The sequence below is a fragment of the Streptomyces sp. NPDC048484 genome, from assembly GCF_040651415.1.
Lineage (GTDB): Bacteria > Actinomycetota > Actinomycetes > Streptomycetales > Streptomycetaceae > Streptomyces.
Map to the genome: position 1 here is coordinate 133,213 of NZ_JBEZJY010000025.1, position 20,079 is coordinate 153,291.

The 20,079-nt window shown below is 70.1% G+C and carries 15 protein-coding genes and 2 pseudogenes; 16 read left to right on the plus strand and 1 reads right to left on the minus strand.

Features of this window, described 5'->3' with window-relative positions; all coding sequences use genetic code 11:
• Positions 1–60: 60 nt before the first annotated feature.
• Positions 61–897, plus strand: coding sequence for an NAD(P)H-binding protein (locus tag AB0D14_RS25380; protein WP_362782961.1), 837 nt, complete (start codon positions 61–63; stop codon positions 895–897).
• 139 nt (positions 898–1,036) lie between these two features.
• Here the strand turns inward: AB0D14_RS25380 and AB0D14_RS25385 are convergent, their stop codons facing one another.
• A complete protein-coding gene (locus tag AB0D14_RS25385; protein ID WP_362782964.1) occupies positions 1,037–2,218 on the minus strand; it encodes a YihY/virulence factor BrkB family protein in 1,182 nt (393 codons plus the stop codon).
• A gap of 901 nt (positions 2,219–3,119) precedes the next feature.
• On the opposite strand from AB0D14_RS25385, the gene AB0D14_RS25390 reads away from it, so the two are divergent.
• The 15 genes and pseudogenes from AB0D14_RS25390 to AB0D14_RS25460 all read left to right on the plus strand — a co-directional run.
• Complete coding sequence (locus AB0D14_RS25390) at positions 3,120–5,573, plus strand: Pls/PosA family non-ribosomal peptide synthetase (protein ID WP_362783024.1); 2,454 nt, start codon at positions 3,120–3,122, stop codon at positions 5,571–5,573.
• A gap of 79 nt (positions 5,574–5,652) precedes the next feature.
• Positions 5,653–7,992 carry an amino acid adenylation domain-containing protein gene (locus tag AB0D14_RS25395; protein WP_362782967.1) on the plus strand — a complete coding sequence of 780 codons (2,340 nt, stop codon included), beginning with the start codon at positions 5,653–5,655 and terminating at the stop codon, positions 7,990–7,992.
• Between the two features lie 116 nt (positions 7,993–8,108).
• Positions 8,109–9,113 carry a TauD/TfdA family dioxygenase gene (locus tag AB0D14_RS25400; RefSeq protein ID WP_362782969.1) on the plus strand — a complete coding sequence of 335 codons (1,005 nt, stop codon included), beginning with the start codon at positions 8,109–8,111 and terminating at the stop codon, positions 9,111–9,113.
• A 5-nt stretch (positions 9,114–9,118) separates the two neighbouring features.
• Complete coding sequence (gene sbnB, locus AB0D14_RS25405; protein WP_362783027.1) at positions 9,119–10,180, plus strand: 2,3-diaminopropionate biosynthesis protein SbnB; 1,062 nt, start codon at positions 9,119–9,121, stop codon at positions 10,178–10,180.
• Positions 10,181–10,250: 70 nt separating this feature from the next.
• Positions 10,251–11,237, plus strand: a complete 987-nt coding sequence (sbnA, locus tag AB0D14_RS25410; RefSeq protein WP_362782972.1) for a 2,3-diaminopropionate biosynthesis protein SbnA — start codon at positions 10,251–10,253, stop codon at positions 11,235–11,237.
• Positions 11,238–11,327: 90 nt separating this feature from the next.
• On the plus strand, positions 11,328–12,977 hold the full coding sequence (locus tag AB0D14_RS25415) for an acyl-CoA dehydrogenase family protein (RefSeq protein WP_362782975.1): 1,650 nt from the start codon (positions 11,328–11,330) through the stop codon (positions 12,975–12,977).
• Positions 12,978–13,237: 260 nt separating this feature from the next.
• The gene (locus tag AB0D14_RS25420; RefSeq protein ID WP_362782978.1) at positions 13,238–14,644 is read left to right on the plus strand and encodes a hypothetical protein; all 1,407 of its coding nucleotides are present in this window, start codon (positions 13,238–13,240) and stop codon (positions 14,642–14,644) included.
• A gap of 60 nt (positions 14,645–14,704) precedes the next feature.
• Entirely contained in the window at positions 14,705–15,268 is a 564-nt protein-coding gene (locus AB0D14_RS25425; RefSeq protein ID WP_362782981.1) for a GNAT family N-acetyltransferase, read from the plus strand.
• 137 nt (positions 15,269–15,405) lie between these two features.
• Positions 15,406–15,489, plus strand: a complete 84-nt coding sequence (locus AB0D14_RS25430; protein ID WP_349817346.1) for a putative leader peptide — start codon at positions 15,406–15,408, stop codon at positions 15,487–15,489.
• 177 nt (positions 15,490–15,666) lie between these two features.
• Positions 15,667–17,364 carry a nitrite/sulfite reductase gene (locus tag AB0D14_RS25435; protein WP_362782984.1) on the plus strand — a complete coding sequence of 566 codons (1,698 nt, stop codon included), beginning with the start codon at positions 15,667–15,669 and terminating at the stop codon, positions 17,362–17,364.
• Entirely contained in the window at positions 17,361–17,540 is a 180-nt protein-coding gene (locus tag AB0D14_RS25440) for a hypothetical protein (RefSeq protein WP_362782987.1), read from the plus strand. The genes AB0D14_RS25435 and AB0D14_RS25440 overlap by 4 nt, the downstream gene beginning before the upstream one ends.
• On the plus strand, positions 17,537–18,292 hold the full coding sequence (locus AB0D14_RS25445) for a phosphoadenylyl-sulfate reductase (RefSeq protein ID WP_362782990.1): 756 nt from the start codon (positions 17,537–17,539) through the stop codon (positions 18,290–18,292). Before AB0D14_RS25440 ends, AB0D14_RS25445 begins: the two co-directional genes overlap by 4 nt.
• 53 nt (positions 18,293–18,345) lie before the next feature.
• Positions 18,346–18,897, plus strand: coding sequence for an adenylyl-sulfate kinase (gene cysC / locus AB0D14_RS25450; RefSeq protein ID WP_362783030.1), 552 nt, complete (start codon positions 18,346–18,348; stop codon positions 18,895–18,897).
• Positions 18,894–19,772: pseudogene (gene cysD / locus AB0D14_RS25455) on the plus strand (sulfate adenylyltransferase subunit CysD); the annotation flags it as partial. The gene cysC and the pseudogene cysD, both read left to right, overlap by 4 nt.
• A pseudogene (locus tag AB0D14_RS25460) lies at positions 19,682–20,079 on the plus strand (hypothetical protein); the annotation flags it as partial. The pseudogenes cysD and AB0D14_RS25460, both read left to right, overlap by 91 nt.

A 20,079-nucleotide genomic window follows, 5' to 3' on the forward strand; every position in this document is an offset into this window, starting at 1 on the left:
CTTATGGGAACGAGAGGTTCAGCGATGTTCCCTTGCGCAGAGGGGCCGTTGACTGGATTCATGACGGAAAACACGCGGAACGAGACGGTGTTGGTGACGGGGGCCTCGGGGAAGACCGGGCGTCAGGTGGCGGAGGGGGCGAGGGCCGCGGGGTTCCGCGTACGGGCCGCTTCGCGCAGTGGTGACGTGCGCTTCGACTGGTACGACTCCTCGACGTGGGACGGGGCGCTGCGCGGGGCCGACGCGGCGTATCTGGCGTACGCGCCGGACGTCGGCGCGCCGGGCGCGGCCGAGAACGTCGGCGCCTTCGCCAGGCGGGCCCGGGAACTCGGCGTACGCCGTCTGGTGCTGTTGTCGGCGCGCGGTGAGCGCCAGGCGGAGCCGACCGAGCGGGCGCTGCGCGAGTCGGACACCGAGTGGACCGTCGTGCAGGCCGACTGGTTCTTCCAGAACTTCAGCGAGGGCCTGCTGCTCGAGGGGGTGCGCGGCGGTGAGTTCGTCTTTCCGGCGGGTGAGGTGCCGGTGCCGTTCATCGACACGCGTGATCTCGCGGAGGTCGTGGTGCGGGCGCTGACCGACTCCTCGTACGTGGGGCGGACGCTGGCGATCACGGGGGCGCGGCTGCTGTCGTTCGGGGAGGCCATGGCGGAGATCTCCGGCGCGGCGAGCCGGGAGATCCGGTACGTGCCGGTGCCGACGAAGGAGTACGGCGCCATCCTGGCCGGGTTCGGGCTGCCGGCCGAGGAGGTCGCGTTCATGGAGGCGGTCTTCGACGGGCTGCTCGACGGCCACAACGCGCAGACCACGGACGTCGTACGGCAGGTACTGGGCCGGGCGCCGCGTGACTTCGCGGACTTCGCGAGGGAGCACGCGGCGGCCGGTGTGTGGAAGGTCTGAGGCCCTCGGGTCTCCGCGGCTTCCCCGGGTCTCCGCCGAGTCCCCGGCTCTCCCGAGTCTCCGGCTCTCCTGACTTCCCGAGTCCCCGGCTCTCCCGAGTCCCCGACTCCCCCGGATCCCTCTGGCGCCCCCGTCGCGGTCACTGCGGCGGGGGTGTCTCGTCTCCGTTCTTGGGCGTGGTCTTGGCATGGGTCCGCAGCCGGGAGGTCACGTCCTCCGGGGGCAGGAAGCGGGACCAGCGCTCCGGGAACTCGGAGGGCATGTCCGGGTCGTCGGGGTCGTCGTAGCCGTCCTCGGCATGCGCCGCCCGCGCCGCCGCCGCGCGGGCCACGAGGTCGGCGGCCTGCTCGGCACGCAGCCGCTCGTTGACGGCGCGGGCGGCTGCGGTGGCGGCGGCCGGCCAGACGCGGTCGATGGCCGCGTTGACGGCGGCGCCCACCAGCACGGCGAAGGCGGAGACACCGATCCACAGGAGTACGGCGACGGGCGCGGCCAGCGAGCCGTAGATCGTGGGGCCCTCGACGGTGTTCGTCAGGTAGATGCGCAGCAGGAGGCTGCCCAGCACCCACATGGTGAGCGCCACGAGGGCACCGGGCACGTCCTCGATCCACGGTGAACGCACCGGGACCGACACGTGGTAGAGCGTCGTCAGGAAGACGACGGACAGGACGATGACGACGGGCCAGTAGAGCACTTGGACGACGGTCGCCGACCACGGCACGACGTTCACCACCGCGTCCGGGCCCGCGACCATCAGCGGCAGGGCGACCGAGCCGATCAGCAGGGCCACGAGGAAGAGCAGGAAGGCCATCAGCCGGGTCCTGACGATGCCGCGCACCCCGTCGAGGCCGTACATCACGGTGATGGTGTCGATGAAGACGTTCACCGCGCGCGAGCCGGACCACAGGGCGAACAGGAAGCCGAGGGAGATGACGTCGGGCCGGCCGCCCTCCATCACGTCGTGCAGGAGCGGCTCGGCGATCTGTGCGACGCCCTTGTCGGTCAGGACCGTGCGGGAGGCCTCCAGGAGGTTGGTCTCCACACTGGCGATGGTGTCGGCGCCGGTCCAGTCGTCCACGTAGCCCAGGAGGCCGAGCATGCTCAGCAGCAGCGGCGGCACGGACAGCAGGGTGAAGAACGCCGCCTCCGCCGCGAGTCCGAGGATCCGGTACTCGACGCACGAGTTCACCGTGTCCTTGAGCAGCAGCCAGGCGGTCCTGCGCTTGGAGACGTTCCGGTAGAGGGCACGCGCCCGGTGGAGACGACCGGACGTGCTCTGCGGACCGGACGTGCTCTGAGGGGGTTCACTTGCTGGCTGCACGCCCTAAAGGTATCCGCCGTGCGAGGTCGCACTCATCCCCCCCGGTGCCACGAGCTGAACGGATGTGGGGGACGGGAGCCGGGGGCCGAGGCGCGGGGCGCCGCCGATCCGGTTCCGTCACACGGTGGAAAAGCGGCCGCAATTCCACGGTAATCGTAAAGGGAAATCGAACCCACTTTTTGTCATGTCCCCGCGACCGAATGGCGCACCCTTCAGAAGTGGAATATGCAACGACGCATGCACTGTCCATGAGTGAGTTCCCCGGCCGCAGGGACGGACGGGGTCATTCAGAGGTTCGGCTGTTGAAGCATCGAACGGCGAAAAAGCGCCATAGGCCGAAACGCCCTTGACCCGTTCATGAGCACACCGAAACAATTCGGATTGCATTCCACTGGGCTCGTGGGGACGGCTCAGTTGCACCACGACACGGGGGACTCAGAAGGGCCTGAATGGGCTCTATACAGCCGCGTTACCCGTGATCCGCGTGGGAGCCACGCGGATCATGCCGTGCTGCTCTGCACCCTTTCACGCGGCCATTTCAAACACATCGCGAACAACCGCTTCACGCCTGCCCGCTCAGCCTCATGAACGCGATCACGCCCATTCAGTCCCATCCATGTTGTTCATTCCCATGAGCACACCGAATTTCCGTGCGGAACAGATCTTCCGCACGGAACAAGTCTATCTTCCGGCACACCGGAGTCACCCGGGAATCACCTTGATTCACCCACACATCATTCGTCACTAATTCAGGTGCGCGATGAAACTGCGGGCGTGAATCCTACGTATTCCCCTCCGAGGTGCCAAACACTCCGAACAGTCCATAACTGGCAGCAATCACCAGCAAGGAGATCAAGTAGTGGGAAATCCCGGTGAGGTCACGACCGTCGCTCCGGCGGCGCTGTCACCGACCACCCGCGACCCGGCGAACGGGACCGAACGTGTCCTCGCGGAGGTGCTCGCCGGTGTCGTACGTGCCGAGCGGGTCCCCGTCGACAGCCATTTCTTCGACGACCTCGGTGCCAACTCCCTGGTGATGGCACATTTCTGCGCCAGGGTCAGGAAGCACCCCGACCTGCCGGCCGTGTCGATGCGCGACGTGTACGGCCATCCGACGATCCGCGACCTGGCGACGGCGCTCGCCGACGTCCCGGTGGAGGCGCCCGCGCCGCCACCGGAACCGGCCGGGCCTCCGGCGCGGGGCAGCAGCGCACGGTACGTCCTGTGCGGGGCGCTGCAGTTCCTGGCCTTCGCGCTGTACTGCCTCCTCTCCGGGCTCGTCACCGCCCAGGGGTACGACTGGGTCTCGGCCGGGGACGGCGTCGTGGACGTCTACCTGCGGTCGGCCCTCTTCGGAGGCGCCGTCTTCGTCGGCCTGTGCGCGATGCCGGTGGTGGCCAAATGGGTGCTGGTCGGCCGCTGGAAGGAGACCGAGTTCCCCGTCTGGAGCCTGGCCTATCTGCGCTTCTGGACCGTCAAGGTGCTGGTGCACGCGAACCCCATGGTCCTGTTCGCCGGCAACCCGCTCTTCGTGCTCTATCTGAGGGCCCTGGGCGCGCGGATCGGCAAGAACGTCACGATCCTCTCCCACTCGGTACCGGTCTGCACCGACCTGTTCACCGTCGGCGCGAACACGGTGATCCGCAAGGACTCGCACTTCCTCTGCTACCAGGCGCACGCCGGGCACATCCGTACCGGTCGCGTCACGCTGGGCCAGGACGTGTTCATCGGCGAGAACACCGTCCTGGACATCGGCGCCTCCATGGGCGACGGGTCCCAGCTCGGCCACGCGTCCGCGCTGTACGGCGGCGCCGCGGTGCCGGCCGGGCAGCACTGGCACGGGTCCCCGGCCCAGCGCACGGAGGTGGACTACGTACGGGTCGCCCCGGCGGACTGCGGCACCGCGCGCCGGGTCGGCTACGGCCTGGCCACCATGCTCCAGACATTCCTGGTCTACATGCCGCTCCTCGTCGGGGGCACGTACATGCTGCTGACGCTGGCGCCCTCGCTGAACGTGCTGCTGAACCGGGAGGCGCAGCACATCACGTCAGGACGGTTCTACGTCGAGGCGCTCTGTCTGTCCCTCGCACTCTTCGTGGGCTCCATCGTGATCGGCTTCGCCGTCGTGACCGTGGTCCCGCGGCTGCTGAACCGGTTCCTGGAGCCGGACCGGGTCTATCCGCTCTACGGCTTTCACTACTCGGTGCAGCGCGCTGTCGCGCGGCTGACCAACGTCAATCTCTTCAAATGGCTGTGCGGGGACAGCTCGTACATCGTCCACTACCTGCGCGCCCTCGGGTACGACCTCTCGCACGTCCAGCAGACCGGCTCCAACTTCGGTACGGCGGTGGCGCACGAGACGCCGTACCTGGCCTCCGTCGGCAGCGGCACGATGGTCGCCGACGGGCTGTCGATCATGAACGCCGAGTTCTCCGGTACGTCGTTCCGCGTCTCGCGCGCGACGATCGGCGCGAACAGCTTCCTGGGCAACCACATCGCCTACCCGATCGACGGCCGCACGGGCGAGAACGTCCTGCTCGCGACGAAGGTCATGGTCCCGCTCGACGGGGAGATCCGCGAAGGGGTCGGCCTGCTGGGCTCGCCGCCCTTCGAGATCCCGCGGACCGTGGAGCGCGACACCCGCTTCGACCACCTCCGCGAGGGCGACGAGCTGCACCGCCGCCTCGCCGCGAAGAACCGCCACAACCTGCGCACGATGGGGCTGTTCCTGTTCATCCGGTGGTTCGACATGTTCGCGCTCACGGTCCTCGGCTTCGCCGCCTTCGACCTGTACGGAGAGCACGGCACCGTCGGCGGCCTGCTGCTCGGGGCGTCCCTGATCGTCGGCCTCGTGTTCACCACCGGCTACTACGTGCTGGTGGAACGGATCATCCTGCGGTTCCGTCCGCTGGAGCCCCGGCTGCACTCCATCTACGACCCGCTCTTCTGGCGGCAGGAGCGGCTGTGGAAGCTCCCCGACAGGCACATCGCCATCTTCAACGGCACCCCGTTCAAGAACCTGGTCTGGCGGCTCCTCGGGGTCCGCGTCGGCCGCCGGGTCTTCGACGACGGCTCCTACATCACCGAGCGCACGCTCACCACCATCGGGGACGACTGCACGCTCGGCGCGCACAGCAAGGTGCAGGCGCACTCGCAGGAGGACGGCACCTTCAAGTCCGACCGCATCGAGATCGGGGACGGCGTCACGCTCGGCGTCGGCGCGCTCGTCCACTACGGCACGACGTTGGGGAACGCCGCCGTACTCGCCGCCGACTCCTTCCTGATGAAGGGCGAGGAGGTACCGCCGGGGGCGCACTGGGGCGGGAATCCGGCGGTCGCACAGCGGCGCGCCTGACGGCACCACGGCAGGCGTCGCCGGCATCACAGGCATTACATGCACCACAGCACATACGGAACACAGGGGGGAACAAAGAATGGACACGATCCCGAGGTGGGCGCTCGACCCGGTCCCGGGCACGGCCGAGTACGAAGTACCGCTGCCCGAGGGCCTGGTGAGGGAGCCGTCCGCGCTCCTGGCCGCGCATGCCAAGGTCCTCGCGGCACTGTCCGGTGAGCGCGAGATCGTCACCGGCTACGTCACGGCGAAGGGCGCGGCGCCGCGCCGCCGCCGGCTGACCGTCGGCGCCGGCCCGTGGCGCGACCTGCTGGCACAGGCGGAGCCGGCGGTACGGGAGGCCGCCGGCGAACCGGTCTTCTTCGAAACCGTGCTCGATCCGCACGGCGGCGATGTCCCCGAGGACACCGAGGGCACCGTGCTGCATGTGAGCGTCGACGACGGCACCCTGCGTCTGCGCTACCGCACCGACGTCCTCGACGCCGACGCCGCAGCCCGGATCGCCGGTTACCACCTGACGGCGCTCACGCTGCTCAGCGCCGCCCCGGACGCCGAGCACGGCCGGCACACTCTGCTGAACAGCGGCGAACTGCGCTACCAGCTCGACGCTCTGGCCGGGCCGCACCGTGAACTGCCGGACCGCAGGGTCCACGAGCTCTTCGAGGAGCGGGTGGCGGCGCATCCGGACGCGGTCGCCGCGGTGCAGGGTGACGAGGAGTGGACGTACCGCGAGCTCAACGCGCGGGCCAATCGGCTCGGCCGGGCGCTGCTCGCCCGCGGGCTGCGCCCCGAGGGGGTCGTCGCCGTCGTCATGGAACGCGATCTGGACTGGATGGCCGCCGTCCTCGCGGTCCTCAAGGCGGGCGGCGTCTACCTGCCCGTCGAGCCGCACTTCCCGGCCGGACGCATCGAGGCGACGCTGCGGCGCGCCGGGTGCGAGTTCGTCCTGACCGAGCACGGCAGCACCGGGACGCTCGACCGGGCCGACACCGGCGCCCGCACACTGCACGTCGACACGGCCTACGCGGAGGAGCACCCGGACGGCGACCTCGGGGTCCCCGTCGCCGCGGACCAGCTCGCCTACATCTACTTCACGTCGGGCTCCACCGGCGAGCCCAAAGGTGCGATGTGCGAGCACGCGGGCTTCGTCAACCACGTCCTCGCCAAGATCGACGACCTGGGTATCGAGGAGGGACAGGTCGTCGCGCAGACGGCGCCCCAGTGCTTCGACATCTCGCTGTGGCAGCTGGTCTCGGCGCTGCTGGTCGGCGGCCGGACCCTGCTGGTCGCCCAGGAGGTGATCCTGGACGTCCCGCGGTTCGTGGACACGGTCACAAAGGGCCGGGTCAACGTGCTCCAGATCGTCCCGTCATATCTTGAGGCGGTCCTGGCCGAGCTGGAGCAGCGGCCGCGCGAACTGCCGGACCTGCGGTGTGTGTCGGTCACCGGAGAAGCCGTCAAGAAGGAACTCGTACAGCGCTGGTTCGCGGCCGAGCCCGGGATCCGGCTGGTCAACGCGTACGGGCTGACCGAGACGTCCGACGACACCAACCACGAGGTCATGTCCCGGGTGCCGGCCGAGGACCGGGTCCCGCTCGGCCGGCCGGTCGCCAACGTGCGCGTGTACGTCGTCGACGAGCACCTGTCGCCCGTACCGCTCGGCGCGCCCGGCGAGATCGTCTTCTCCGGTGTCTGCGTCGGCCGCGGGTACGTCAACGACCCCGAGCGCACGAAGGCGGCGTTCACCACCGATCCGTACCGGCCGGGCGAACGCCTCTACCGCAGCGGGGACCACGGCCGGTGGCTGCCCGACGGAAAGCTGGAGTTCCTCGGCCGCCGGGACAGCCAGGTGAAGATCCGCGGCTTCCGCATCGAGATCGGCGAGATCGAGAACGCCCTGCTGCGGGTGCCCGGGGTCCGGGACGGCGCTGTGGTTGTCGTAGGGGGTACGCGTCTTGTGGCGTTCTGCGCCGGTCCTGAGCCACTCGGCCCGGGGACCGTGCTGAAGCGGCTGGCCGTGTCGCTTCCCGCGTACATGGTCCCGTCGGCCGTCCACTGGCGCGAGGGCCTGCCGCTGACCGCCAACGGCAAGACCGACCGCAAGACGCTCACCGCGCTCGCCGAGGAGCTCGACTCCGCCGGCACCGCAGCCGACGGACCGGGCGACGGACCGGGCGCGCACGCGCCGGGCACACCGGGCGAGCGGCGCCTGGCGGCGGCCTGGGCCGAGGTGCTGGGCATCCCGAGCGACCGGATCGGCCGCCGGGACCACTTCTTCGAGCGCGGCGGCACCTCGCTCGCGGCGGTGAAGCTCGCGGTCGCCCTGAACCGGGCGATCACCCTCAAGGACGTCACGCTCCGCCCGGTCCTCGCGGACCTGGCGGAGCTGCTCGACGGCGCCGGTCAGGAGGCCTCGTGAACCGGGCCGACGGCCGGGTTCGGGACCCGGCCGGGGAACGCACCGAAGACCACCCGCGTGAGCACTCGCGCATCTGTCCGCCGGCCGACCGGCGCACGACCGAAAGGAACCACACGATGACGTCCTCGTCCCGGACGCTGCTGCCCGACCTCGACCTGCGTCCCGGCCGCCCGCCGATCCTGCGTGCCGACGTGGCGGGGGACACGGCGGGCTGGGCGGGCGCACACCGCGACGCGCTGCGCGCCGTGGTCGCCGGGCACGGCAGCCTCCTGGTCCGCGGCCTGGGTCTGAGCGACCCGGACACGACCGCGGACGTCTTCCGGCGGCTGGCCACCGGCCTGATGCCCGACCGGGAGTCCTTCGCGCCCCGGCGGACGTACACCGAGGGCGTGTACTCCTCGTCCAAGTGGCCGCCCAACCAGCCGATGTGCATGCACCACGAGCTGAGCTACGCGCTCGAGTTCCCCGGTCTCATGCTGTTCGCGTGCCTCGACGCGCCGGCCGAGGGCGGAGCCACCGCGGTCGCCGACTCGGTCGCCGTGCTGGACGCGCTGCCCGGCGACCTCACCGAACGGTTCGCGCGGGAGGGCTGGCTGCTCACCCGGACGTACAACGACGAGATCGGGGCGACGCTCGCCGAGGCCTTCGGCACCGAGGACCGTGCCGCCGTGGACCGCTACTGCCGTGCCCACGCGATCGAGACCGCCTGGCAGAGCGACGGCTCCCTGCACACCCGGCAGCGCCGCGCCGCGGTGGTCCGCCACCCGGCCACGGGAGCGTACTGCTGGTTCAACCAGATCGCCTTCCTCAACGAATGGACGATGGACCCCGAGGTGCGCGAGTACCTGGTGGACGTCTACGGCCCCGACGGGCTCCCCTTCAATACCCGCTACGGCAACGGCGACCCGATCGGCGAGGACGTCGTCCGGCGGATCAACGAGGTGTACGACGCACACACCGCGCGCGAGCCGTGGCGCTCCGGTGACCTGATGCTCGTCGACAACATCCGCACCGCGCACAGCAGGGAGCCCTTCGAGGGGACGCGCGAGGTGCTCGCCGCACTGGCCGACCCGGTCAGGCTGACCGACAGCACACCGACCACCGAAGTGAGGACCGCATGACCGGCATGGACGAAACGGCACGGCCCGCACCGGAACCCGGGGCGCTCACCGCTCCCCCGTTCACCGTCGTCTCCGGCACCCAGGTCCAACAGGCCCTGGAGGGGCGGGAGTCGGAGATGGTCGACCTCGTCGAGGCCGTGTACCGGCTGCACGGGGCGGGCGACTCGGTGAACCCGCCGTCGTACTTCCTGCGCTTCGAGGACCGTCCGTCGTCCCGGATCATCGCGCTGCCGGCGTCGATCGGCGGCGGGATACGGGTGGACGGCATCAAGTGGGTCTCCAGTTTCCCCGGGAACACGGCGTCCGGGTTGCCGCGTGCCTCGGCCGTGCTGATCCTCAACGACCACGACACGGGCTACCCGTTCGCGTGCCTGGAGTGCTCGATCATCAACGCCACCCGGACGGCGGCCTCCGCGGCGCTCGCGGCCGACCGGCTCAGCCGCGGCCGCACCCGGCCGGTCCGGGTCGGGTTCGTCGGTACGGGTCTGATCGCCCGCTACATCCACACCTATCTGGCCGCCACCGGCTGGTCGTTCGAGGAGACCGGGGTGTACGACCTGTCCGCGGACAGCGCGGCCGGCTTCCGCGGCTATCTGGAACGGTCGGGCGCCAAGGGCCAGATCTCCGTGCACGACAGCGCCGAGTCACTGATCCGCTCCAGCGACCTGGTGGTCTTCGCCACCGTCGCGGGCGAACCGCACATCCACGACCCCGGCTGGTTCGACCACGCCCCACTGGTGCTGCACGTGTCGCTGCGCGATCTCGCACCCGAGATCCTGCTCGCCTCGGCCAACTTCGTGGACGACGTCGAGCACTGCCTCAAGGCGGAGACATCACCGCACCTGGCCGAACGCCTCAGCGGTGGCCGGGACTTCATCGACGGCACGTTGGACGACGTGCTGTCCGGGCGGGTGACCGTACCGGCCGACCGGACGGTGGTCTTCTCGCCCTTCGGCCTCGGGGTCCTGGACCTCGCGGTCGGCAAGTTCGTCCACGACGAGGTGGCCCGTCGGGGCGAGCCGCACGTCGTGGACGGGTTCTTCCACGAGCTGCGCCGGTACGGCTGACCGGCGGGCGCCGTGCCGCACGGGACGTGGGCACGGCGCCGCACGAAGGCCGCATGAATGAGGGGGACTCATGCCTGTAATTTCCGATCCTTCGGAATTCAACGAGAACGAGCTCTACGTCGACCTGCGGGCGGCGATGGGGCTTCCGCTCTTCCTGAAGTGCGAGGGGTTCAATTTCGCGGGGTCGATCAAGATGAAGGCGGCCACCGAGATGGTGAACGCCGCCGAACGCAGCGGCGCCCTGCGACCGGGGTCCGTCCTGGTCGAGTCGTCGTCCGGGAACCTGGGCGTGGCACTGAGCGTGATCGCCGCGAGCCGTGGCTACGGGTTCCGGTGCGTGACCGACGCGCGCTGCAATCCGGCGACCCGGCGGATGATGGAGGCTCTGGGCAGCGTGGTCCACGTCGTGGACGAACCCGCTCTGCACGGCGGCTTCCTGGGCGCCCGGATCGCGTACGTGCGGGCACTGTGCGCCTCGGACGACCGGTACGTCTGGCTCAACCAGTACGCCAACGAGAGCAACTGGCGGGCGCACTACCGCACCACGGCGCCGGCCATCGCCCGCCGCTTCCCGGACCTGGACGTGCTGTTCGTGGGGGCCGGCACGACGGGCACCCTGATGGGCTGCGCGCGCTGGTTCTGGCAGTGGCGGCGCCCGGTGCGGATCGTCGCGGTGGACAGCGTCGGCTCGGTGACCTTCGGCGGGCCCGCGCGCCCGCGGATGATTCCCGGGCTCGGCATGGGGGTACGTCCGCAGCTGCTCGACGAGTCGTACGTGGACGACGTGGTGCACGTGGAGGAGTCGGACACCGTCCGCGTCTGCCGCCGGCTGGCCGCACGGGGATTCCTCTTCGGCGGTTCGACCGGCACGGTGGTGAGCGGGGCGGCCACCTGGATGGACCTGCACGGGGGACGGGACCTCACGTCGGTGGCGATCGCCCCCGACCTCGGCGAGCGCTACCTCGACACCGTCCACAACCCGAGCTGGTCGGCGAGTCCGCGCGGTGAGGACACGCTCGGCTCCGGCGACCTGGCCGCTCTCTCGCGTCCGGCCTGACGTCCGGCCCGACGACGGCGGGGGTTCGGCGTACGGGGGGTGCGGCGGGAGTTTGGTGACGATCGCCGCACCGCGGGTAGGTTCGCAGTCATGGCAGCCCGCACCCACACCGTGACCAACCAGGCTCCGCCGCTGGTCGCGTACGACCTCTTCAACGCCGACCGGGCCCTCGTGGAGGCGGTCGACCGGCACCTCGATCCCGCGCTGCTCGACGACGCGCGCGACGAGCTGACCGCCCTCGGACGCACCTCCGGATCCGCGCAGGTGCAGAAGTGGGGGACGCTGGCCAACGAGAACCCGCCGAAGCTGCTCACGCACGACCGCTACGGCGAGCGCCTCGACGAGGTCGAGTTCCATCCGTCCTGGCACCGGCTGCTCGGCAAGGGCGTCTCCGCAGGGCTGACGGCGGCCTGGGCGCGGCCCGGCGGGCATGTGCGGCGCGCGGCCGGTTTCCTGGTCTGGAGCCAGGTCGAGGCGGGCAACGGCTGTCCGCTGTCGATGACGCACGCGGCGGTTCCCGCGCTGCGCAGCGACCCGGCGCTCGCGGCAGAGTGGGAGCCCCGGCTCACGTCCACCGTCTACGACCAGGACCTGCGGCCGGCCGCCCAGAAGGCCGGTGCCCTGTTCGGGATGGGCATGACGGAGAAGCAGGGCGGCAGCGACGTACGCGCGAACACGACGGCCGCGCGACCGCTCGCCGAGGACGGGACGTACGAGCTGACGGGCCACAAGTGGTTCTGCTCGGCACCGATGTCGGACGGCTTCCTGGTGCTGGCGCAGACCGGCCCTTCCGGCGGACCGGAGGGTCCCACCTGCTTCCTGGTGCCGCGCGTGCTGGCGGACGGCACCCGCAACGTGTTCAGGATCCAGCGGCTCAAGGACAAGCTGGGCAACCGGTCGAACGCCTCCGCCGAGGTCGAGTTCGACGGGACCTGGGCGCGCCGGGTCGGCGAGGAGGGGCGCGGGGTGCGCACCATCATCGGGATGGTCGCGGCGACCCGGCTGGACTGTGTGCTGGGCTCTGCCGGGCTCATGCGGCAGGCCGTCGCACAGGCCGTGCACCACTGCACGTACCGCGAGGCGTTCGGCGGCAGGCTGGTCGACAAGCCGCTGATGAGGAACGTGCTGGCGGACCTGGCCCTGGAGTCCGAGGCGGCGACGACCCTCGCGCTGCGCCTCGCCGCCGCGTACGACGACGGCGGCGAGCAGGAGCGGGCCTTCCTGCGACTGGCGGTGCCGGCGGCGAAGTACTGGGTGACCAAGCGGTGCACACCGGTCGCGGTGGAGGCTCTGGAGTGCCTGGGCGGCAACGGGTACGTGGAGGAGTCCGGCATGCCGCGACTGCTGCGCGAGTCACCGCTCAACTCCATCTGGGAGGGCGCAGGCAACGTCCAGGCCCTCGATGTACTGCGGGCGCTCCAGCGGGAGCCGGCCGCCCTCAACGCGTATCTCCAGGAAGTCGGTCTGGCGCGCGGCGCCGATCACCGCCTGGACGGCGCGATCAAGAACCTGCTGACCGAACTCGCCGATCTGGGCGGCGTCGAGGGGCGCGCCCGGCGCCTTGTCGAGCGGATCGCCGTGGTGCTGCAGGGTTCGCTGCTGGTCCGCTTCGCGCCGCCGGAGGTCGCCGACGCGTTCTGCGCCTCACGTCTCGGCGGGGACTGGGGGTCGTCACTGGGGACGCTGCCGCACACCCTCGACCTGGCCGCGGTGGTGGAGCGGGCACGCCCCGTCTCCTGATGCCCCGTCTCCTGACCGTCCGTCCTCCTGACGCAGGGGTGTGCCGCACACCCCTGCGGGGCGACGCCGCACACGGGGGTGGTGCCGCACACGGAGGGTGGCGCGGCGCCGCCGGTCGGTGAGCAGTCCGACCTATTACGGGGTATTCGACCTGGCTCGCCACCCTCTGCCGTACCATCCCTCTCACGGCCCCCCACATCCGTCTCCTCCGGCCCAACCGTGGGATCGCAGGAGGCAGTTGGCCGCCGACGGGAGGACCCATGACGTACCGAGGCAGACACCGCCGCCGGACCAAGGGGCGTATCCTGCGGGCCACGCTGTCCGGAACCGCCCTCGCCCTCACCGCCGCCGCCACGATCATCACCACCTCGCAGGCCGCGGGCAGCGACAACCCCGGCCCTTTGACGAAGCTCACCTCGTCATCGGAGATGAACAAGCTCCAGTTGCACGAGAACCTGGTCGCCGAGCCGACGCTGGACACGCTGGAAAGCGGAATGGGCGGGACCGTCGGCGTCGACGGCGTCCTCAAGAGCGCCAACCACCCGATGCGCAACAAGGCCGATTGCGACGCCACCGAGTCGGCTGCCCTGCCCGTCGAACCGACCGCCACGCGCGCGTACTGCTGGGACAGCGGGGACGCCACGACGCAGAAGTGGCTGCCGCAGTCCGTCACCACCTCCGGGGACGCCGACAACGACGGCAAGTGGGGTTCCGACCGCGTCATCCTGGCCGGCTGGACCCACAACGACCACAAGGCGGGCGAACCGGCGGCCGACAAGGGCCTCGCCAAGGTCGCCTTCATCGACGCGAACGACCCGAAGAACCTCAAGTACCGCTGGGTCCTGCTGGTCGCCCCGCTCTCGGGCGGCAAGGACTTCGGGGCCGTCCGCTCCCACATCGGCGGCATGGTCTGGTACCAGGACAAGCTGATCGTCACCGCGAAGAACGGCGCCGACCACGACAACGCCCTGTTCGTCTTCGACATGAACCGCATCCTGCGGGCCGACGTCAACAGCACCGAGGTCGGCAAGGTGAGCGGCGGCTGGTCGGCGCGCGGCTACCAGTACGTGATGCCGGCCATGGGCTCGTACAACCTCACCGGCGGGGCGTGCGACGCGAGCGACGACAACGCCCGCCCCTGTTTCGCGTCGGTCTCCCTCGACCGCACCTCGACACCGGACAGCCTGGTCGCCAACGAGTGGTTCAGCTCCGGCGGCAGCGAACCGGCCCGCGTCTGGCGGTACTACTACAGCACCGCGAGCGACCGGACGGGCCTGCTCGGCAGCAACGCCGACGACGTGGTGAACGCCGACGAGGCGTACGAGACCGAGGCTGTCGGGCTCCAGGGCGTCCTCTCCCACAAACCGGGCGGGGCGAGCGAGGCCGACTGGTACACGGCCTACGCCCCGGGCAGCCGCGACAGACACGGCACCCTCTGGCGCCAGAACGAGAGCGCCGCCAAGGCCGCGCAGTGCGGATCCGGCGGAACCTCGTACGCCTGCTGGGGGCAGCACACCGAGTCGCTGTCGTACTGGCAGGAGACCGGCGAGCTGTGGACGCTCACCGAGTGGGCGGCGAACAAGGACAACAAGTGGAAGCCACCGGTGATCCCGGAGCGGATGCTGTACGCGGTCCCGCTGTCGGCGGTCGACGACTCGGTGCAGTGACCGTCGCGCGGAGGGGGCCCACCGTGGAGGCGGGCCCGCCCCCGTGATTCGCTGAGTGGCATGAGCATCGCTGTGACCACCTGGTCCCTGGAGCAGACCGCCCCGGCCGACCTGCTGCCCGCCCCCGACGGCGACGTCCGGATCGTCCGCGCCGAGGTGCCCTCCCCCGAGTTCAGCCGCTTTCTGTACACCTCCGTCGGCGGGGACATCCGCTGGACGGACCGGCTCGGCTGGACGTACGCACAGTGGCAGGCGGACGTGGCGCGGCCGGGCGTGGAGACCTGGGTCGCCTACGGCCGCGGAACCCCCGCCGGGTATGTACAGCTGGAAGCACAGGACGACGGCGTCGTGGAGATCGTCTACTTCGGGCTGATCCCGGCCTTCCGCGGCCGGCGCATCGGCGGACACCTCCTCTCGTACGGCGCCGCGCGGGCCTGGGACCTGGCCGAGCGCCTCCCGGAGCGGGCGCGGACGAAGCGCGTCTGGTTGCACACCTGCAGCAAGGACGGGGAGCATGCGATGGACAACTACCTGCGCCGCGGCTTCACGCTCTTCGACACCAAGGTGGCGGAGGAACCGGAGGCGGCCGCGCCCGGACCCTGGCCCGGAGCACAGGTCGGCTGACCTGGCAGGACGGTGACCGGCACAGTCCGGCCCGGATCATGTGACCGACAGCACCTCGGTATCACACTTCGGGACAAGGGTGTCCGCATCCTGGACGAAGCTGGACTGTGTCCAGATCTCCGTGACACGCTTCCGTCATGTCTGGAACTGGAATTGCCTTGGTGAGTCGGCGGCACGTCGACCTCGGCCGCATGTCCAGCGCCATCTGTCCGGTCCGCTGATCCACGGCACCAGGGCCCCCGGCCCCGTGCCCAGCACCGCCCGACATTCCCCTTGTCTCGACTTGCGCAACGACGCGCACGCATGCCCGTATGTGGCCATGTTGCCCGATACGCGTAAGCATGCATCCGTACCCGTAGGTCAGAGCCGTATCCGCCGGTCCCGAAGGACGTAGAACCATGGCCGCCACGCCACAGAATCCCGCTGCCGCCGCGCCCCGCCGCAAGGTGAGCCGTCACCGCGGCGAGGGTCAGTGGGCCGTGGGGCACTTCACCCCGCTCAACGGCAACGAGCAGTTCAAGAAGGACGACGACGGTCTCAACGTGCGGACACGCATCGAGACGATCTACTCCAAGCGGGGCTTCGACTCGATCGACCCCAACGACCTGCGCGGCCGGATGCGCTGGTGGGGCCTCTACACCCAGCGCAAGCCCGGGATCGACGGCGGCAAGACCGCGGTCCTGGAGCCGGAGGAGCTGGACGACAAGTACTTCATGCTGCGGGTGCGGATCGACGGCGGACGTCTCACCACCCAGCAGCTGCGCGTCATCGGCGAGATCTCGCAGGAGTTCGCGCGCGGCTCCGCCGACATCACCGACCGGCAGAACATTCAGCTGCACTGGATCCGCATCGAGGACGTGCCGGAGATCTGGAACCGGCTGGAGGCCGTCGGGCTGTCCACCACCGAGGCCTGCGGTGACACGCCCCGCGTCATCCTCGGCTCGCCCGTGGCCGGTATCGCCGAGGACGAGATCATCGACGGCACCACGGCCATCGACGAGATCCAGAGCCGGTTCATCGGCACCAAGGAATTCTCCAACCTGCCCCGCAAGTTCAAGACGGCGATCTCCGGCTCCCCGCTCCTGGACGTCGCCCACGAGATCAACGACGTCGCGTTCGTCGGGGTCGAGCACCCCGAGCACGGCCCCGGTTTCGACCTGTGGGTCGGCGGCGGGCTGTCCACGAACCCGAAGATCGGCGTCCGTCTCGGCGCCTGGGTTCCGCTGGACGAGGTCCCCGACGTCTGGGCGGGCGTGATCGGCATTTTCCGCGACTACGGCTACCGGCGGCTTCGCACGAGGGCCCGCCTGAAGTTCCTGGTCGCCGACTGGGGCCCGGAGAAGTTCCGCCAGGTCCTTCAGGACGAGTACCTCAAGCGGGAGCTCGTCGACGGCCCGGCGCCGGCCCAGCCCGTGCAGCGCTGGCGCGACCACGTCGGGGTGCACCGGCAGCAGGACGGCCGCTTCTACGTCGGGTTCGCCCCGCGCGTGGGCCGCGTGGACGGTGCCACGCTCACGAAGATCGCCGAACTCGCCGAGGCACACGGCTCGGGCCGGGTCCGTACCACCGTCGAGCAGAAGATGATCGTGCTCGACGTCGAGGAGCCCCAGGTCGAGGCGCTGGTTGAAGGGCTGGAGGCCCTTGACCTGACCGCCAAGCCCTCCCCGTTCCGGCGCGGCACGATGGCCTGCACCGGCATCGAGTACTGCAAGCTCGCCATCGTCGAGACCAAGGCACGCGGCGCCGCCCTGATCGACGAACTGGAGCGCCGCATCCCCGAGTTCGACGAGCCCATCACCATCAACCTCAACGGCTGCCCGAACGCCTGCGCCCGTATCCAGGTCGCGGACATCGGCCTCAAGGGCCAGTTGATGCTGGACGGCGAGGGCAACCAGGTCGAGGGCTACCAGGTCCACCTGGGCGGCGCGCTCGGACTCGAACCCGGATTCGGCCGCAAGGTCCGCGGCCTGAAGGTCACCTCGGAGGACCTGCCCGACTACATCGAGCGGGTGCTGAAGCGCTTCGAGGAGGAGCGCGAGGACGGCGAACGCTTCGCGGCCTGGGCCGCGCGAGCTTCCGAGGAGGCGTTGTCGTGAGCGAGCGTATGGCGCCCTTCTACTGCCCCTACTGCGGGGACGAGGACCTGCGTCCCAGTGAACAGGGACACGGTGCGTGGGAATGCGGAGCGTGCAGTCGAGCCTTCCAACTGAAGTTCCTCGGACTGCTGGCCCGGGGAGTTCAGCGCAACGACGGTGGAGGGAACGAGATATGACAAGCGTTCAGACCGATACCGGTACCCACACTGACACTGACGCCAACACCGATCTTGAGAGCGGCCGGGACGCCGAGCTCAAGGCACTCGCCGAGCAGGCGGGCCGCGACCTGGAGGACGCCTCCGCCCTGGAGATCCTCCAGTGGGCCGCCGACACCTTCGGCAGGCAGTTCTGCGTGACCTCCTCGATGGAGGACGCGGTGGTCGCCCACCTCGCGTCCCGCGCCTTCCCCGGCGTGGACGTCGTGTTCCTCGACACGGGCTACCACTTCCCCGAGACCATCGGCACCCGGGACGCGGTCGAGGCCGTGATGGACGTCAACGTCATCACGCTCACGCCGCGACAGACCGTGGCCGAGCAGGACGCCGAGTACGGGACGAAGCTGCACGACCGCAACCCCGACCTGTGCTGCGCACTGCGGAAGGTCGCGCCCCTTGAGCAGGGGCTCGCCAGGTACCGCGCCTGGGCCACGGGCCTGCGCCGCGACGAGTCGCCGACCCGGGCGAACACCCCGGTCGTCGGCTGGGACGAGAAGCGCCGCAAGGTCAAGATCTCGCCCATCGCCCGCTGGACGCAGGACGACGTGGACGCGTACGTGACCGAGCACGGGGTTCTCACGAACCCGCTGCTCATGGACGGCTACCCGTCCGTCGGTTGCGCCCCCTGCACCCGCCGGGTCCTTGAGGGCGAGGACGCGCGCGCCGGCCGCTGGTCGGGCAGCACGAAGACCGAGTGCGGGCTGCACGGCTGATCATGACCGCGACCTCGACGCCCGCAACGCCCGCGACGACCGCGACGCCTTCGATGAACCAGGAGATCCAAGTGACCGGAGCCACCATCTGGCTCACGGGTCTGCCGAGCGCCGGCAAGACCACCATCGCGTACGAACTGGCCGGACGGCTGCGCGAGGAGGGCCACCGCGTCGAGGTGCTCGACGGCGACGAGATCCGTACGTTCCTGACGGCGGGCCTCGGCTTCAGCCGCGAGGACCGGCACACCAACGTTCAGCGCATCGGCTACCTCGCCGACCTGCTGGCCCGCAACGGCGTCAAGACGCTCGTGCCGGTCATCGCTCCGTACGCCGACAGCCGCGAGGCGGTCCGGGGGCGCCACCAGGCGAGCGGCGCCGCGTACCTGGAGGTGCATGTCGCCACGCCGGTCGAGGTGTGCAGCGAGCGGGACGTCAAGGGGCTGTACGCCAAGCAGGCGGCGGGCGAGATCTCCGGGCTCACCGGCGTCGACGACCCGTACGAGGAGCCCGAGTCGCCCGATCTGCGCATCGAGTCGCACATCCAGTCCGTGCAGGAGTCCGCGGCGGCGCTTCACGCGCTGCTCACCGAAAGGGGTCTCGCATGACGACGACCGTCGCCGACGTCTCCGAGGAGGAGACCGGCAGCCCGTACGCGCTCTCGCATCTGGACGCCCTGGAGTCCGAGGCGGTGCACATCTTCCGCGAGGTGGCGGGTGAGTTCGAGCGGCCGGTGATCCTCTTCTCCGGCGGCAAGGACTCCATCGTCATGCTGCACCTCGCGCTCAAGGCGTTCGCACCCGCCACGGTGCCGTTCTCCCTGCTGCACGTGGACACCGGACACAACTTCCCCGAAGTCCTGGAATACCGCGACCGCACGGTGAAGAAGCACAACCTGCGGCTCCACGTGGCCTCCGTACAGGACTACATCGACCGCGGCGCCCTCAAGGAGCGCCCGGACGGGACACGCAACCCGCTGCAGACCGTGCCCCTGACGGAGAAGATCCAGACCGAGCGGTTCGACGCCGTCTTCGGCGGCGGACGCCGCGACGAGGAGAAAGCCCGCGCCAAGGAACGGGTGTTCTCCCTGCGCGACGAGTTCTCCCAGTGGGACCCCCGCCGCCAGCGCCCCGAACTGTGGAACCTCTACAACGGCCGCCACGCACCCGGCGAACACGTCCGCGTCTTCCCCCTGTCCAACTGGACCGAGCTGGACGTGTGGCAGTACATCGCCCGCGAGGGCATCGAACTGCCACAGATCTACTTCGCACACCAACGCGACGTCTTCCAGCGCGCCGGCATGTGGCTCACCGCCGGCGAATGGGGCGGACCCAAAAACGGCGAGAGCGTCGAGAGGCGCCTGGTCCGCTACCGCACCGTCGGCGACATGTCCTGCACCGGCGCCGTCGACTCCGACGCCACCACCCTGGACACCGTCATCGCCGAGATCGCCGCCTCCCGCCTCACCGAGCGGGGCGCCACCCGCGCCGACGACAAAATGTCCGAGGCCGCGATGGAAGACCGCAAGCGCGAGGGGTACTTCTAACCATGACCAGCACCACCGAGCCCACCAAGCCCATCGAACCGCTGTCGGTCGAGCAGCTGTCCGAGACGACACTGCTCCGCTTCGCGACCGCCGGGTCCGTCGACGACGGCAAGTCCACCCTCGTCGGCCGGCTGCTGCACGACTCCAAGTCGGTCCTCACCGACCAGCTCGAAGCCGTCGAACACGCCTCACGCAACCGCGGCCAGGACACCCCCGACCTCGCCCTGCTCACCGACGGCCTGCG

Bases quoted from the DNA above. Each gene is read 5' to 3' on its own strand.
- AB0D14_RS25380 (WP_362782961.1), top strand. From the start codon at position 61: ATGACGGAAAACACGCGGAACGAGACGGTGTTGGTGACGGGGGCCTCG.
- AB0D14_RS25395 (WP_362782967.1), top strand. From the start codon at position 5,653: ATGGACACGATCCCGAGGTGGGCGCTCGACCCGGTCCCGGGCACGGCC.
- AB0D14_RS25400 (WP_362782969.1), top strand. From the start codon at position 8,109: ATGACGTCCTCGTCCCGGACGCTGCTGCCCGACCTCGACCTGCGTCCC.
- sbnB (WP_362783027.1), top strand. From the start codon at position 9,119: ATGGACGAAACGGCACGGCCCGCACCGGAACCCGGGGCGCTCACCGCT.
- sbnA (WP_362782972.1), top strand. From the start codon at position 10,251: ATGCCTGTAATTTCCGATCCTTCGGAATTCAACGAGAACGAGCTCTAC.
- AB0D14_RS25415 (WP_362782975.1), top strand. From the start codon at position 11,328: ATGGCAGCCCGCACCCACACCGTGACCAACCAGGCTCCGCCGCTGGTC.
- AB0D14_RS25420 (WP_362782978.1), top strand. From the start codon at position 13,238: ATGACGTACCGAGGCAGACACCGCCGCCGGACCAAGGGGCGTATCCTG.
- AB0D14_RS25425 (WP_362782981.1), top strand. From the start codon at position 14,705: ATGAGCATCGCTGTGACCACCTGGTCCCTGGAGCAGACCGCCCCGGCC.
- AB0D14_RS25430 (WP_349817346.1), top strand. From the start codon at position 15,406: ATGTCTGGAACTGGAATTGCCTTGGTGAGTCGGCGGCACGTCGACCTC.
- AB0D14_RS25435 (WP_362782984.1), top strand. From the start codon at position 15,667: ATGGCCGCCACGCCACAGAATCCCGCTGCCGCCGCGCCCCGCCGCAAG.
- AB0D14_RS25445 (WP_362782990.1), top strand. From the start codon at position 17,537: ATGACAAGCGTTCAGACCGATACCGGTACCCACACTGACACTGACGCC.
- cysC (WP_362783030.1), top strand. From the start codon at position 18,346: ATGAACCAGGAGATCCAAGTGACCGGAGCCACCATCTGGCTCACGGGT.